This window comes from Vibrio sp. 10N.247.310.17, from assembly GCF_041466605.1.
In the GTDB taxonomy this organism is placed as follows: Bacteria; Pseudomonadota; Gammaproteobacteria; order Enterobacterales; family Vibrionaceae; genus Vibrio; species Vibrio tasmaniensis_A.
The window spans coordinates 16,298-32,169 of record NZ_JBFSTC010000063.1 but is presented as its reverse complement, the minus strand read 5'-3'; the positions used below and the strand labels follow the sequence as shown (position 1 = coordinate 32,169).

Here is a 15,872-nt window from a genome sequence, read left to right as displayed (position 1 = left end):
GGGGTATCGGTTTTCCGAAACTTATTTATGTCCAGAGGCGTGTCAGCATGATCGTCGTCAGCATGATCGTCTGTGAACTAGCTACATAACGGTTTTAATGAGTTTAGAAAAAGCGTCGCAATTAGGAACCGACTTACACACCCTAAAGATTACCGTGAAATGATGGTAAATGGAAAAGAGATCGAGCAAATTAAAATTGCTGAAGAGTGGTTTCATTCATTGTGCTTGCCACTAATTGAGCAGGCATTTGAGATTGAAAAAGCCTAACAAATTGCTTAATAGTGACAGCTAACCTTTGGCACTTTCGGCTCGGTTGAGTTTAGTGATTACAGTCGCTTTGCTTAGGTCCAGCGATTTAGCCGCATCTTAGCAAGGCTCTGACGGATCCCCTCATATTTTCCCTAGTCCTACATTGTGTGTGAGCCTTTGATATTAGTCGAACTACCTTTTGGAGAATGAGACAGGACGAAGCATTCCCGAAACCGATCATGGTTTCAAAGCGCTCTCCTCGTTGGAGCGAGCAAGAGGTACATAGGTGGTATGACGCTACTAGGTAGGGGCGTGCAATAGATCTAGCGCAGCCCCTTTTCTCTAGATAAATTACTCTGATTCAGCCTGACTGGACGCTTAACTAAGAGACATTTTGCTTTTCAAGGTGCATTGGGCTTAGATACTCAAGAGCACTATGACTTCTCTTCCGATTATAAATTAGCCTCTATGTACACGAAGACCGTTTAGCGCATCTCGTCTTACGTCATTATCAGCTCATATTTGATCGCTTCCATTTTCATAGAGTGGAAGAAGTTCTCAACACAAGCGTTGTCCCAACATTTTGGTTATCACCTTTCTCAGCCAATCCCTTCTGAATTTGTCTTGAGTCATCATGTTTTTGCTAACATCAAAGGTTTCTTTGATCTTTATATCAAGCGTTTGGTGAGCTACCTCGTGTTGAAGCGCCTTGTGGCGATTCTCAACCCAGTAATAAAACCCACCTCGGGAAACTCAACTCTGAACACCTTGCACATGCGGACCATACTGAAACTCTGCAAGTATTCGAGCATAAATTCATAGCAATTTACTTTAGATTTTTTGTGAAGTAGGTGGCGGCCTTTTTTACGCTTTCTAGCTTTTTTGCGTGCTCTGCCAGTTTCAGGGTTTCTGCTTTTAATTTTAGGGTAATGGGTAATACGTTTCTTCTTGCTTGCCGTGGTTCACTTCGTTAGTGATTGTATTGATTTAACTCGGTGTCTAAAACTGCTGGTGCGGGTCCAAATAGTATATACCTCGATTTTTGATGTTGCTGGTGAAAATTAAAGGAGTTTATTTTTCTGGGTTTACTATCTTTTCTGTAGAACTTTGTTTCATAGTGAGTTTAGTCAAATAATAAATATGCATGTCATTGTATTATTCCTAAATTTACTAACTATGGGCGCTGAAAAATGTCTAGATCAATCAGAGACCTTAAAAAAGGAACTGAGGTTCCGAAGGCAACAACTAAAGAAATTGCAGAAAAAGAGCTTGAAGCCTTAAAGAAATACCCTGATTTAGCTGCACAAAAAGGGGGGCGTGGTTCGGGTAGTTTTAGAGAAGGGGGCGCGCATGACTCAGGTAGAAGTTACTTCAGCAAAAAGTAACATAACTCAAGGGCAATCACATCCTTATGGCGTTTCACTTTCTGATTTGCAATTAGTTGAGTAGTGTCCGTTATATAAAAGGTGATTAATTACAACTAAAGATTGATGCAAGCTATTAATCTGGAATAATACCCACAAATGGAACGGTGTTTCGTAAGTCTGATGTTCCCCCATCTTAAGTATAGAGAACAACAATGAATGAGTTTACTCAAGCCAGGCATGAACTGGTTGGTTATCTAAAGTCGCAGCTTATTGGTCCTGTTAATGGAGAAAATGAGGAGCTAAATGATGCCCCTCAAAAGCGCTATTTAATGGGGACTCTATTCCCTGTGGCAGCTTGCATTGACGACTCTAATGATAGCACTGGTGCTGATTCAAATTCAGAAGCTCTAGCAAATGATTTTAAACCTTCGTCAATGGCGATTTCCTTTGCTGTTCAATCTAACTCGTCATTATGCTTACATATTAATGCTGGCCGTTATACTAAAAAGGCCTTCTCAGAGTGGCAGCGTCACCCTTTATTTCATGAAGAACCGATAAAAGAGCTAATAACGCAAAAGAAAGTCATCTTAGACGGAAAGGCTCGTTTAGATATTAAAGTACGCCCTTTAAGCTCGGGAAAAATCGTGACAATAGCACTCTCAAATAATGCGAGTTCTGGTGAGCGTTTAGACCCTGAAAAGTGCTTATTCCAATGCGGAATTAAGGTCACTGTACTTGAAGGTAATATTCAAGAGTACCCTAGTAGTGATCGCTTTAAGTTAGATGATGAGCAGCAAGAGTTGAATCTCACGTATCGAAAACGAATACCATGGGCCGTAGGTCACGGTGTTGCTGTAGATTGGTCATTTGATGACAGAGGAATACCAGACTGCTTATTTACGGAGACAATACCATCCCACGAGGTTAAAGACTTTAGCACTGATATCGATTCGGAAAGGTATCCAGATCTTGACAGCAGCATTCTTAGTATTACAAAGATTGCAGACCCCTCTTCTGCGACAAATGAAGAACTGCTTGATGGTTATGACAAACTCATTGATACGTATCGTTCTTGGATAACTGAACTTGAGAATGAAGTATTAGATAAGCGATTCTCAAGCGCTAAAAGTCGCATTATTGAAAGACTAAAAAATGCCGCAGCTAGAATGAGTGGTGGTGTCAGTGGTCTAAGACAATCCAAAGTAGCTATGGAGTCATTTAGAGTTGCCAATAAGGCGATGTTAATGCAAATGATCCACAGCGGGAAAAAGTATGCGGGTGAAGCAAAAACTAAAGGTACTCCGTATGAGGCTCCAGAATACTTTTCGAACGAAGTCATCAAAAACTTTAAATGGCGTCCATTCCAATTGGCGTTTCAGCTATTGGTCCTTGAATCTATTATTCCAAACAAAAGTACCGGCGACTTTCCTGCATCGCATGAGGAAGTGGACCTATTATGGTTTCCAACTGGTGGTGGTAAAACAGAGGCTTACTTAGCAGTAGCTGCGTGGGAATTGATCCACCGTCGCCTAACCTTAGGTGAAAAAGGTGGAGGGACCGCTGTGATCAAGCGCTATACTCTGCGCTTGTTGACTTCGCAACAGTTCCAGCGAGCAGGGAGCTTAATTTGCGCTTTGGAAAAACTTAGAAAGTCTGATGAACGCTTAGGTAATGAATCGTTTTCTCTTGGATTATGGGCAGGAAAAGATAGTACCCCTAATAATTTTCAAGATGCTCACGATAAAGTCATGATTATGCGAGATGACCCTGAGCCCGAAAATAGTTTTCAACTTCAAGTTTGCCCTTGGTGTGGTACTGAGATTGTTCCTAAATATTACTCTTCTGATTGTAATTCATATGGAATTCGCTCCAACCCAGACAATAAATTTGAGTTTTTTTGCCCTAGTCATGAGTGTGATTTCCACCGTCATTTACCAATCCAAGTTGTCGATGATGCGTTATACATGAAGCCCCCTAGTTTACTGATTGGTACTATCGATAAATTTGCGCGATTGACTTGGCAAGAAAGAGCGGCTGCATTCTTCGGTGATAAAAAAGTACAGCCACCATCATTGATCATTCAAGATGAGCTTCATCTTATCTCAGGCCCACTTGGAACTATTGCTGGTATTTATGAGGCTGGCTTTGACACCATAATGGAAGTGTTAGGCCATAGGCCTAAGGTAATAGCTGCGACTGCAACGATTCGAGCTGCACAGCAGCAAAGTATTCGACTATTTGGAAGACAAGTAAATATATTCCCTCCTTCTGGTACAGATCAGGCTGATTCGTTTTTTTCAAAAGAAGAAGAAAATAAGCCGGGGCGACTTTATCTTGGTGTTATGCCGTCTGGCCATACAGGACAAACATCACTTGTACAAACAAGTTCGGCAGCCCTTTTAGCGCCGTATGAATTAGGGTTTAAAGACACGCTGTTAGATAGTTATTGGACGCTTCCTATTTATCACAATAGCCGAAGAGAGCTTGGTAAAACGATGACTTTAGGTCGCGATGATATTCCTGAGCGTATCAAGGTTATTTCAAAAGACCAGTACGACACGAGAACGGTGTCTAATGTTGAAGAATTAAGTGCTGGAGTCAAAGGTTCAAAGATTCCTGAGGTTCTAGCAAGGTTAGAAAAAGAAACGCCTGAGGCGATCGATATTCTTCCATGTACGAACATGATTTCGGTCGGTGTTGATGTTGAGCGACTGGGTATGATGTTAATTGCAGGGCAGCCGAAATCAACAGCAGAATACATTCAAGCATCAAGTCGTGTAGGTCGTAACAAAAAGCGGCCACCGGGTATTGTTATCACGCAGTATTCACCAACTAAACCTCGTGATCGTTCACACTACGAAACCTTTAAGAGCTATCACCAAGCACTTTATCGTTATGTTGAACCCACCAGTGTGACTCCTTGGGTCAAGCCTGCTCTTGAGCGTGCATTACATGCATCACTTATTGCTGCAGTGCGAATCACGGGCTACTTAAGAAAAAATGAGAGTGCAAAACATCTCGATGTACATCACCCAGATTTTGTACAGATCTATAAAGCATTCCAGGCGCGTATTCAGCGGGCGATGAAAGGAATGTCGAAAGCTGAGCAATTAGAAACACTCGACTTTCTAGAATCTTTGGTTAGTCAATGGTTAGAAAGGTGTAATCGAACGTCAAAACCATTAACACACTATGATGGTGGTAAGCAGTTTGAGCCACTTATTCAATCTTTTGAAAGCTCTCAACATGATGAGGCATGGCGTACTTTGAATTCTATGCGCAATGTAGATACTGAAACACACCTATTTGTAAGAGGAGAGCGCTAGTGGCTAGCTCTAATCGTTCATATCGTAGTTCCCAACTTATTACGCCATTTGGTCCAGGCTCTGTGATAGAGATTGGTGATGAGTCTTTAGTTTTGGCAGATCCAATACATTGGCCTAAAAGGTTAGATGAAATCAAGTTAGACCGACTATCTAGCGAGGCCGGTGTATGGGCATTGAAAAAACCTCCAGTAATCAATAATAGATTTACTAAGAAAGATGATATTGGTCCACATAACGCTCTTATGACAGTACGTTTTCCAAAGTGGATGTTTTGCCCACGCTGTAAAAGAATGGAATTGTGGAAAAATGAAACTGGAAAAGTGAATGCTGAAGGTATTCCCGTTTGCGCCAACTCAGCGTGTAAGAAAAAGGAATTAGCGCCGATGAGGTTCGTCGCTGCTTGTCAGCATGGACATTTACAAGATGTCCCTTGGGTTTACTGGGCCCATAAATCAGGAAAGCATAAAACATGCGAACATCCTGAGTTGTATTTTTTGTCTAATCCAGAATTAGGCAGTGGCCTTGATGCGCTATACATTGAATGTAAGAACCCAGAGTGTGGAGCTAAGAACTCTCTTAAAGAGATCATGAGTCAAAACGGGTTAGCGGGCGTTAAATGTCAAGATACTCAGCCATGGGAATATAAGCCTATCGATCAACAACTCTGTGAAGAACCATTACATGTATTGCAACGGGGCGCGAGTAACCTGTATTACTCCATTGTTCGCTCTGCACTGGATATCCCGCACTCTCCATCTAGCTCCGGTAATAAACTATATGCACGTATTAAAGAAACTGATGAGTTTGATGACTTAATGAAAGCTCTGGCTGATAAAAAGGAGCGCAGAGTAGAGTTTTTTGCTGATGAAATTGCAGAAGAGTTAGGTATTTCCATCGAAGATGTTTTAAGTGCCGTGAATACGAAAGAGCGAGAGCAGAGAACATTTAAGATTCCTAAAGATGAAGATTTAAGAGTTGCGGAGTGGGAAATCCTATCTTCGCCAGATATTGAAAGTAAAGAAACGCCGAACTTTAAAGCAAAGCTCGCGAGCTTCGATTCACCTCCAATGTCTAGTTTTACAAAGATTATTAAACGTGTTGTTTTATTAGAAAAATTGCGTGAAGTACGTGCATTTTGTGGTTTTGAAAGAGTATCTCCCAGCGACAACATCGTAAGTCCTAAAACCAGCACTGAAAGCCGTTCTTGGCTACCAGCTACCGAAGTTTTTGGTGAAGGTATTTTCATAGAAATGAACTTGGCTGTTATTAATGCTTGGCAACAGAATTTACCGCTAAAATTGAGGCAACGACTCGAAACATTGAACCGGTATCACGCGGAGTTGAGTTCAACTTATTTACCTCAACCAAGTGCTAAGTTTCTTATTTTACATACATTAGCACACCTGTTGATACGACAATTAAGTTTTGAAAGTGGCTACTCTAGTGGCTCTTTAAGAGAACGAATTTACGCTGATGAAGAGCAAGCAGGGCTACTTATTTACACTGCAGAGGGGGACTCTGAAGGTAGTTTAGGTGGTCTAGTTCAACAGGGTGATGTGAACAGACTTTTGCCTGCAATATTAGCTTCCTTAGAAACTGCTCACTGGTGTTCAAATGACCCTGTATGTGGTGAAAAACAGGAGGTGGGTGTTATGGGGTTAAATCAAGCGGCTTGCCATTCTTGTTCAATCATTTCCGAAACAAGTTGTGAAAATAACAACCTACTGTTAGATAGAACAATATTAATCGGGAACGATGAATATGAAGGTTTCTTTAGCCAAGCGATTGTTTCTGCACAAAAGGAAATCGCGTCATGAGAATGCCTAACACTCGACAAATCAGCGAAGAACAACAAGATATTTTTGAAGATGCACCTATAGATGGAAGTATCTTGGTCACTGGGCCTCCCGGGACCGGAAAAACAGTAATAGCTTTTTTGCGGGCGAACCTCTTATCAAAGAAAAGAAAAGAAGTAACGGTCTTGATGTTCAATCGTGTATTGAGGCGCTACACAGAAAATGTAGCGAGTGAAATTGAAGGAAAAGTTCAGTCTAAAACAATGCACTCATGGCTTCCCGAATGGTGGCGCCAACAGAAGATTTCAGCATCTGATACTGAGACTTTAATTGTAGAGGGAGATAAGGCGTACCTCAATTGCCCCTATGAAGACAAAGATGAATTAAAAAAAATAGGTGGTCAATTCGAATGGAATAAGATTAATCCATTTACCCATAAAAAGGGGATGTGGTATGTCTCTAAAGAAAAGTATGACCGAAATCCTGATGCTTATAGTGCCTGGACTGGGACATCATTCGATCCTCCAAGACAAACTCAGTGGCAATTTGATTGGTTAGAGATGCGAGACCTATACTTGGAGAAAGATCCAGATAATTTGATTGACTGGGGGCATCTAATCATCGATGAAGCACAAGATTTTGAACCTGGGTTATTTTCATTCTTACGCCTTAGTGCAAAACAATTGGAGCATGGTGGGTTAACAATACTAGCTGATGAAAATCAACGCTTAGAAGAGTCGAGACACTCAAGCTTAGATGATATTCGTACAGCTCTAAAATTGAAAAATAAACCTGACCGTGAATTTAGTTTGACTAAAAACTTCAGGAGCACCAGTCAAATAGCAAAAGTGGCAAGCCATTTTTATGTTGGTTTGCCAACGGGCGTTCCTAAACTACCAGATCGACAAGGAAACATACCTCAGTTGGTGATAATGGGTAATACCGAACAGCAAATTCAGTATATATGCCGATCATTGAGAAATAGAGCAGCTCTCGAGGTAGGAGTTATTGTTGATAATGATATTGATAGATCTCTTTTCGTGGACGAAATAGAACGACAACTTCCTAACTATACTGTACAATCATACAGTAGTAAAAATCCTAGAAGTAGCGAAAATCTTTTGTTTGATAAACAAGGAGTCGTTACTGTATTGCATCGTAAAAGTTGTAAAGGTTTGGAGTTTGATTCCGTTTTTATTCCTCAATTACAATCATTTGCTGTTGACGATGCAGACCTCATAACGTTTAAAATGAACTTATATGTTATGTGCTCTCGAGCTCGTGAAGAACTTGTCTTTTTGTGTAACGGAAGTACGAATTGCAATCCTGCTTTTTTTGAACACTTCCCGAGCAAAACATCAGGACTAATAGATTATAGAGAACAGAAATAATGGAAATGAACTCTAACTCACCGTGCTATGTCATGCTCCCAAAACGAAACCTAAGTCGTTATGTTCTCACTTATGAGTTGTTACCTCTTGAACTTTGCTTTGAAGTGAACGAAAAAAAGGTTTTTTCAGAAATTGAACTGCAATCAATGATCGCTCAAAATTTGATTGATGAGAAAGTTGTCGTTCTAAGATTGAAAGACAAACTAACATCTCTTTATCAGCCATTCTCCAATATTACGAAATTGGGTTTTACCAACCAAGATAGCTTAGACATGTTTATCGATCGAAGTTATGAGAACTACGATTTAAGTTCTATGGAGTGCTATGTTCTTGAGAATGATGAAGCTAATGTAACTTTGCCGTTAGATATAGCAGAACCTCCAACAGTCGAGAAACATTTGTTTTCGAAAAAGATGGCCTTTAACGACGCTATTATCGCCGCAACTCATAGTACCTTACTGTCTTCAAACGACTTCTCAAGTGAGTTAAAGCAGTATCTAGGCAACCCGGAACGATTACTTGAAGCAAACCTTAGTCACTATGTGAGAGACCAAGAACAGCTAAAAATTGCCGCTATATTCTATAGAATATGCTGTGACTTCAATATTGATAATGGTTGGCAGCTAAGCGAAGTGGTTGAGAAATTTAAGGCTTTAGTTATTACTGAAAATATAGCCTCTCAAGATGTCGATCGTTGGGTAGAAACTGCAGAAAAGATCATAAACAATGATGACGTTAAACTTATCTATACAGATGAAATTAATGTTGCATTGAGAGCTATGATCTTGGTTTTGTTAAACCCAGAAAAACAAAACATCGATGCAATGAAAGTCAATCTAGGTGAAGGGCTAGGCGAAGATGTTTATGCACTCGCTAACCTATTCGCATTAGCTCGAACTGGATACAGTTACTTAAGTGCTGACGATAGAAAGCAACTAAAAGAAAGAGCTGAACTACAACTATTGAACGCAAGTTTATATAATGAAATAACAATAGACGTAGAGGCCACATTCGAGCCCGAAGAAGAAAAGATTGAAATTGAATGCAATGATAAATTCTCGCTAACAGAAGTTCCTTGGCTTAATTGTGAAACGGAAAACCTGTTTAGTCTTAAGCATGTCAAACCTATGTCGGGGTTTGATTTGGCTCTTGTATACAAGGCAGGTGAATTATTTGCGTGGCGATTGATTGATGCCAACGGCGAGAAAGGCCTAGATAAACTTAAGGGCCAGTTAGCTCTAAACCTACTTGCGATCCAAAAAGACTTACCTTCATCTGTTCGTGCAGAGTTAATTGAATCCCACGGGTTACTTTTAACTTTGCCACTTGAATGGTTGACTGACCCTGAAGCTCATGTCTATTTTGAAGGTATATTGTCTCTTTTGATCAGTATTAAAGTAGCTCAAAAATCGAGTAAGATTATTTGATAATCTCAAGCATGGCTAAAGAGCTAACTTTAGCCATGCACTTTAATACTTAGCCCAAGCTACTATCACTTCTACAAAATGTTCGAAACCTGCCTTTTAGACTGTTAGTCGACTTTAACTTTAAAGTTCAGATGATTGATGCTTGCTTGGTCATTGCTACTTTTGATAGTTGTTCGGACAAAGATCAAAATAGACTCGCCTATTCGTATGTTCTCTGGTTTCTTATCTGAATTTATTTGTTGTTGATCATATACTTGCACGTAAGTGAACTTCAATTTAATGTGGTACAATATTTCAATTATATTAAAAGGTCGGTATGACATGAAAGACATTGAAAAACAAAAACTTTTACAATCCATAGCGCTTTTTGCATTTGCTTATAAAGGTAATACAGATCATCTTGATTTTGAAGATAATGACGCGGGAATTGAAATAGAAAATTTAGCATTCTCAATAGCAGAAGATATGGGATTTGATATCAATGCTCATGAATCGTATCTCAGTCGAGCTACTGTTTTAGAACGTTGTCGTCTGATGTTAAAAGAACTGGTTCTATTACTAGAATCAAAATTTTTGGAGCAAGATCGATTGTACATTTCGATTCTTGATTGCCCAGAGTTTAATTCAGCAGAGTATCTATTTAACCGTGAAGAACGAGTAGAAAAGCTAAAATTAGAGATTTGGACTGAATCTATGATGGATACAAAGCAGCTCAACTCTATTGGTAGTCTCAACGTGTTTGAAGGTGTTCTTCCTAGTGAACAGCAAAGCTTTTCTGTTTTTAGAATCAAGTAATATCATTGTTACAAGCATAATCTATTAACTATTGAGTGTCTCAGGGGGAGTCTTAAGTATTCGTCCCCCAAAAAATGAAGCATCGAAGGTTCATATAAGTATTACTCGAATGACTCAATCTACTCTAAAGCAATAACATCTTGTTCTCTGTCGATTTCCTGCTCATATACAGTTCTGTGTGAGTAGGGGCTTAAGCCCCTAACTAGATTAAATACCTTTTGCCAAACGTACTTTTTTAAACGCGGTCTGGCGACCATTAGCCACTTGTTGGCGATTAAGTTGATACGACTTCAATAGCACTACGAGTTCTTTGCCTTGAGAGTTGGTTAGATACCAATGATCCGGCTCTGATTTCTTTAGATATTCTGAATATTCCAGAATACGAAAGCAATGATCAGCGAAGCCGGTTTCATTACCTCCACACCCTAAATCAATCCGACATCGATGCTGATGGCCACCTTCGAACTTTACCGTTACTTCTGTTTTGTCGTAACCGCCTAATGGATTATCCAAAGCGGCTTTAAGTGCGATTGCCTCAAAGATTTCAAACTCAAACTCTTCATCGGTTTGTAGCCTGAAAGATTCAGACCAGTGAATCAAGACTGACAGGGGTTCAACTTTCATTGTTGTAGAGCCTGACGGATGCAACGGGGATACGTTGCTCGCTTTTGCGGGCTTAGTGTTGTGAGTTTGCAAAGAAAGGGAATGTGACATGGTGGGCTCCTTGGGTTGTTAGGGTTTCATCGTCGTTTTCGCCTAACTTCCCGATAGCCCACATGGTTTTCACTGGCAAAAGCGCGTAGCGTTCATTTCACTTTTTCTAGTGAAGTTCTGCGGGCGGAGGATCGAAGTGGCGTAAACGAACCGTTGAAACCCACCCCGAGGACAGAGTAGGGCACAAACATAAAGCACACTCAGACAGCACTTGGCCGCGAAAGTGAAAGCTTGTCTAGCCCTGATTGTGACCGGTACGGCCAAGACAACGTAAAGCACGTTGTTTGTGATTGAAGTGGCTTGGTTGAGCCACCGAGGAGTGAGGTACGAGCGAAGAGGTTCGCGAGATAAAGCATGGTTGCCCATAGGGTGCTATCACCCCATTAATTACAACGTTATAAAACACTTGTATATGTAAGCTCAGACTTGCGTGATAAACATCTCAAAAATCAACAACTAAGGGTGTTTATAATGTATTAACTAATGATAAGTACGAAAGTAACTATGCTTCATCGTTACTGGCTTAGATTATTTAATTAAATCAAAAAATAAGTTGTTGATTAATAAACTTTTCATTTAATTGTAGTTTCACCGGAGTCATCATGTTCGAACAGCTCGCTGATATTTTTTCATCTGCCGCCTTCAAGTATCTTTCTGTAGTTGATGCTGATCCTGGGCGATCAAACCAACATGAAATTGGAGGCTTAGTTGCTGCAGGTATAGGGCGACAACTTGGTACTCCTAATGACGGTAGTCAAATTAGTATTCCAGCGACAATGGTATACCTCGATGCAGATGATGAGCAGCCCTTAATCTGTGAAGATAAAGTAACTTGGTACGACGCTCGATATCATAATGAAACTAGGGCTCCGGAGTGGCGGCTTTATTATAAGTCTAACGATGTAAGCAACCGCTTCCAGCCTGGTGATTTTTTCATGATTGCTTTAACGACGGAGGGAAATCTACTAATGATATTTTGTTCTCCAGAAAGTGATTATGAACTCCAAATTCGGTCTCTATTCGGTGTAAGAGACACCGAAACGAATGAACGAGGGCTTACTAGAGTGATAATGGACATGGCAGTAGCAGCACCTATCAGGCTCATGTTTGCCCGTTATGGCATCGAAGTTGGCAATGACGGTACAAATTATTTGGATAGAATCCTTGACCGATTTGGTCCTACGTTTCCAAAGACAAGAGAGTTTTCTAGTTTTGCTCGAAGCTTAACTGAGGATATATGCCCAGCATCTCACCCAGACCAAGCACTGTTTAACTGGATGGAAGCTGAAGAGTCTGCTTTTCGGCAATTAGAGAAACATATAGTACAAGAAAAGCTTCGAGCTGGTTTTGGCGAAAACGGCGATGACGTAGATGAGTTTGTTCGTTTCTCACTAAGCGTGCAAAATCGAAGAAAGTGCAGAAGTGGACACGCTTTTGAAAATCATATTGAAGAAATTTTGATTGCTTCTGGACTTAACTTTGAAAGAGGAGCAAAAACAGAGGGTAGGCAAAAGCCAGATTTTTTGTTTCCTAACTCCGCAAGCTACGCAAACCTAGATTTCCCAGTAGAACAACTGCGAATACTTGGTGCAAAAACGACCTGCAAAGATAGGTGGAGACAAGTGCTTGCTGAAGCTGAGCGTATTGAACACAAACACCTAATTACAATGGAACCCGCGATTAGTGAACACCAAACAAACCAAATGAGAGATAAAAATTTGCAATTGGTTGTCCCTGAAGATCTTCATCAACACTACCTTCCAGGGCAGGCTGAATGGTTAATGACCTTCCGTGAATTCATTGATGAAGTAAAAGGGCTGACAAGATAAGTCGGGTAACTTAAATAGCGCTAACACTGTCATGGGTATATTCCTCATAAATAACAAACAAGCTTAAAACTGGGAGTATTGTGTGGTAATGTGCACACAAAATTCCCAGATAAGAACAAATAATGCGCTATAAAGAGATACTGAAAGGCGATAGAGATGATGAGCTTCGTTTTGAACATAACCGCCAAGAAACTAATAAACTTCTTAAGTTGCTTATCGAGATCTACGACCAGAAAAATTTAGCCATTAAATTTCAGCAGCTGGGCGGGCAATACGCCGAAGTATCTCGAGAAAAACTAAACCGCTGGAAAGTATCACCAGAGTCTAGTGCTATCTGCTTCCATGAGAAGGCGCTGGATGATTTACGTAAAAAATTACTACCGCAAAAACCTTCCCACTGGGATAACCCTAGTTTTACTTTTATCGACCTATTCGCTGGCATAGGCGGGCTTCGTAAAGGATTCGAAGATCAAGGTGGGAAATGCGAATTTACCAACGAATGGGATGCAGCTGCCCGACGTACTTATCTTGCTAATCACTATGTGGATGAACACGAGCTTCCATACTTTTTAGATAATGATAAAGAGAACGCCGATAAAAATACTTCTTACATGGACATCACCCAAATTACAAAAAGCGGTGATGACAGTGCAACAGAAGCAGATAAGCAAGCTAGTATTTTAAAGCATATCCCCAAGCATGATTTACTACTTGCTGGCTTTCCTTGCCAACCATTTTCATTAGCCGGTGTTTCAAAGAAAAACTCATTAGGGCGTGCGCATGGTTTTGAATGTGATACCCAAGGGACGCTATTCTTTGACGTTGAACAAATACTGATAACACGTCAACCTAAATACTTTGTGCTAGAAAACGTTAAAAACCTGAAAAGCCACGACAAGGGCAACACATTCGCCACAATCATCCGCTCTCTTGATCGCGCAGGCTATTGGGTTGCTGATGTTTCTAACGTTGATGATGATATCGAAGAAGCTATTAAAGAAGTTCGCAAACGTAAACCTGAGCCTACTGTGATAGATGGAGCTTATTTTACTCCACAGCACCGTGAACGAATCGTGTTAGTAGGAGTTCGTAAAGACCTAATACAGGCGAATCCAAGCTTGGCAACGTTATCATTGCGTAACATTGAAAAACCACAGAAACGCTATACCTTTGCTGAAATACTATGCCCACTCAATGTCGAAGAAAAAAAGAAGTACACACTAACACCCAACCTTTGGAGCTATCTGTACCACTATGCATTGAAGCACCAAGCAAAAGGTAATGGCTTTGGCTTTGGCTTAGTTGACCCAAGAAACCCTAATGCCGTATCAAGAACACTTTCAGCTCGTTATTATAAAGATGGCTCAGAGATCTTGATTAACCAAGACGGGCTTGAACCTGAATACTTATTGGATAACCGAGAGCACGGTATACGTAAGAACTTAGAACGTGACAACGTAGCGAAAATTTTTGCAGATAGATACACTGCTGAAAAACCAGAAACAAGTGATAAAGAGTATAAGCTAGCCTTAAAAGAAGGTGAGAGAAAGTATGACGAACTACATGGCCGCTACGCGCCAGAGTTTGATTCACTTTACAAAACACCAAGACGTTTAACTCCGCGTGAATGTGCAAGATTGATGGGCTTCGAAAAGCCTGAGTTTGACCGTAGTGAAGCAGATACTGACTTTAGGATTGTATGTGCAGATACATCTGCGTATAAACAGTTTGGTAATTCTGTAGTGGTTCCAGTGTTTAGAGCAGTAGCGAAACTAATTAAAAAACACATGTAAATCTGGAATAATATAACCTCCCGTTGATTTCTAGGAGGTTATATTATTTATGACATAGCTTTTCTACTTAAGAACTCTCTTGCATGAGAAACTAAGGAAAAACGAAGTTCTTTAGATAATAATACTTTATGATGGGACAAAAACGACTCATCATTTATAGTTAGCGCACCGTTATGGGTGATTTCAATAACACGACTGTCATAAGCAATATGGCAGTGTTTACATAAACATATGCCGTTATTCGGGTTTGCTCTGTTCTTTTTGTCGATAGCATAAGGAACAATATGTGCAGCATCGAGAAACAAGGTGTTATTTAACCCACAAACAACACATTGATTCAGGCATAAAGATTTTACCTTTCTCGAAAAATCATATAAGTAAGCTCGACGCTTGACTAAACCCCACTGGTCTTTAATTTCAAAATTGTTATTACCCTTCTTAGTATTACTATTTTTTAACTTCGGATTAAATAGATTACGTTCATAGGCTAAGTCTATGATTCTATCGAACATGTCATCACATAGCTTTGCTATTGAGTGAGACCAACCCAATAGGTTAACGTCAATGATACCTAAACGCTTTCGATTGTTCTTTCCCTTCTGAGGATCTATACATAAAGGCGAGTCAAAGTAGTAAACGTCATTTAAATGTGCGGTGTAAACAATTCTTACGTTCTTAGTTCTTAAGGCTTCCTCTTCTGTAGGTTCTCTTTCTTCAAGCCTAGAGACTGTTCCTACTGCAGTAAAAGAATAGTCTTTAGTTTTATCTAAGAATAAAAATGAGTCTCCAGGGGCAACTTTTATTGAGTGCGTATTATCAAAAACATACTGCTTGCTGGGCACATCTGGGTATAGTGTCTGTTTACTAAGCTTGAAAATCCAATAATTCATCCAATTAATTACACGTTTACTTAAGTTACTGGATAATATACTTTTTCTATGGGGGAGGTACAATGCATAAACATGACACGATCACCGCTGCGCAAATAAAAATTAGTGATGATGGCTATTAAAGCGAAGATACCACAGCCCGAATAAACCTGTTATATCAAAGAACGAGGCGCTGCTTTGGGGGGCAATCTCTTCCGACTCTCATGCCTTTTGGCCACAGCGTATTAACCACTTCCGCTGTTTCATAACATAACGCGCCTTGAGCGGGTTCACATATGTTCATCATGCTAACTAC

Annotated in this window: 11 protein-coding genes and 1 pseudogene; 9 read left to right on the top strand and 3 right to left on the bottom strand. The window is 40.2% G+C overall.

Annotation, left to right across the window (positions count from 1 at the left end; all coding sequences use genetic code 11):
• Positions 1 to 431 precede the first annotated feature (431 nt).
• Entirely contained in the window at positions 432 to 557 is a 126-nt protein-coding gene (locus AB6D80_RS16630; RefSeq protein WP_371715287.1) for a helix-turn-helix transcriptional regulator, read from the top strand.
• 263 nt (positions 558 to 820) lie between these two features.
• Here AB6D80_RS16630 and AB6D80_RS16625 read toward each other — a convergent pair.
• Positions 821 to 1,150, bottom strand: a pseudogene (locus tag AB6D80_RS16625) (IS3 family transposase); the annotation flags it as partial.
• A gap of 289 nt (positions 1,151 to 1,439) precedes the next feature.
• Between AB6D80_RS16625 and AB6D80_RS16620 the strand changes: the two are divergent.
• The 6 genes from AB6D80_RS16620 (at position 1,440) to AB6D80_RS16595 (ending at position 10,351) form a co-directional block, all read left to right on the top strand.
• Positions 1,440 to 1,634: a hypothetical protein gene (locus AB6D80_RS16620; RefSeq protein WP_102579922.1), complete on the top strand. Its 195-nt coding sequence runs from the start codon at positions 1,440 to 1,442 to the stop codon at positions 1,632 to 1,634.
• Between the two features lie 194 nt (positions 1,635 to 1,828).
• Positions 1,829 to 4,942: a helicase-related protein gene (locus AB6D80_RS16615; RefSeq protein WP_102579923.1), complete on the top strand. Its 3,114-nt coding sequence runs from the start codon at positions 1,829 to 1,831 to the stop codon at positions 4,940 to 4,942.
• A complete protein-coding gene (gene drmB / locus AB6D80_RS16610) occupies positions 4,942 to 6,759 on the top strand; it encodes a DUF1998 domain-containing protein (RefSeq protein WP_102579924.1) in 1,818 nt (605 codons plus the stop codon). Before AB6D80_RS16615 ends, drmB begins: the two co-directional genes overlap by 1 nt.
• Positions 6,756 to 8,129: an AAA family ATPase gene (locus AB6D80_RS16605; RefSeq protein ID WP_102579925.1), complete on the top strand. Its 1,374-nt coding sequence runs from the start codon at positions 6,756 to 6,758 to the stop codon at positions 8,127 to 8,129. The genes drmB and AB6D80_RS16605 overlap by 4 nt, the downstream gene beginning before the upstream one ends.
• Before the next feature lie 104 nt (positions 8,130 to 8,233).
• Positions 8,234 to 9,556, top strand: a complete 1,323-nt coding sequence (locus AB6D80_RS16600) for a hypothetical protein (protein ID WP_371715284.1) — start codon at positions 8,234 to 8,236, stop codon at positions 9,554 to 9,556.
• A 321-nt stretch (positions 9,557 to 9,877) separates the two neighbouring features.
• Positions 9,878 to 10,351, top strand: coding sequence for a hypothetical protein (locus tag AB6D80_RS16595; RefSeq protein ID WP_102579928.1), 474 nt, complete (start codon positions 9,878 to 9,880; stop codon positions 10,349 to 10,351).
• A gap of 207 nt (positions 10,352 to 10,558) precedes the next feature.
• Here the strand turns inward: AB6D80_RS16595 and AB6D80_RS16590 are convergent, their stop codons facing one another.
• Positions 10,559 to 11,065 carry an LPD25 domain-containing protein gene (locus tag AB6D80_RS16590; RefSeq protein WP_102579929.1) on the bottom strand — a complete coding sequence of 169 codons (507 nt, stop codon included), beginning with the start codon at positions 11,063 to 11,065 and terminating at the stop codon, positions 10,559 to 10,561.
• A gap of 602 nt (positions 11,066 to 11,667) precedes the next feature.
• Here AB6D80_RS16590 and AB6D80_RS16585 point away from each other — a divergent pair.
• Together AB6D80_RS16585 and dcm are read left to right on the top strand one after the other, a co-directional pair.
• Positions 11,668 to 12,894 carry a type II restriction endonuclease gene (locus tag AB6D80_RS16585; RefSeq protein WP_372189111.1) on the top strand — a complete coding sequence of 409 codons (1,227 nt, stop codon included), beginning with the start codon at positions 11,668 to 11,670 and terminating at the stop codon, positions 12,892 to 12,894.
• Between the two features lie 122 nt (positions 12,895 to 13,016).
• Positions 13,017 to 14,687 (top strand): DNA (cytosine-5-)-methyltransferase, encoded by a 1,671-nt coding sequence (gene dcm / locus AB6D80_RS16580; RefSeq protein ID WP_102579931.1) that lies wholly within the window; start codon positions 13,017 to 13,019, stop codon positions 14,685 to 14,687.
• A gap of 47 nt (positions 14,688 to 14,734) precedes the next feature.
• Here the strand turns inward: dcm and AB6D80_RS16575 are convergent, their stop codons facing one another.
• A complete protein-coding gene (locus tag AB6D80_RS16575) occupies positions 14,735 to 15,577 on the bottom strand; it encodes an HNH endonuclease signature motif containing protein (protein ID WP_102579932.1) in 843 nt (280 codons plus the stop codon).
• Positions 15,578 to 15,872: the final 295 nt, after the last annotated feature.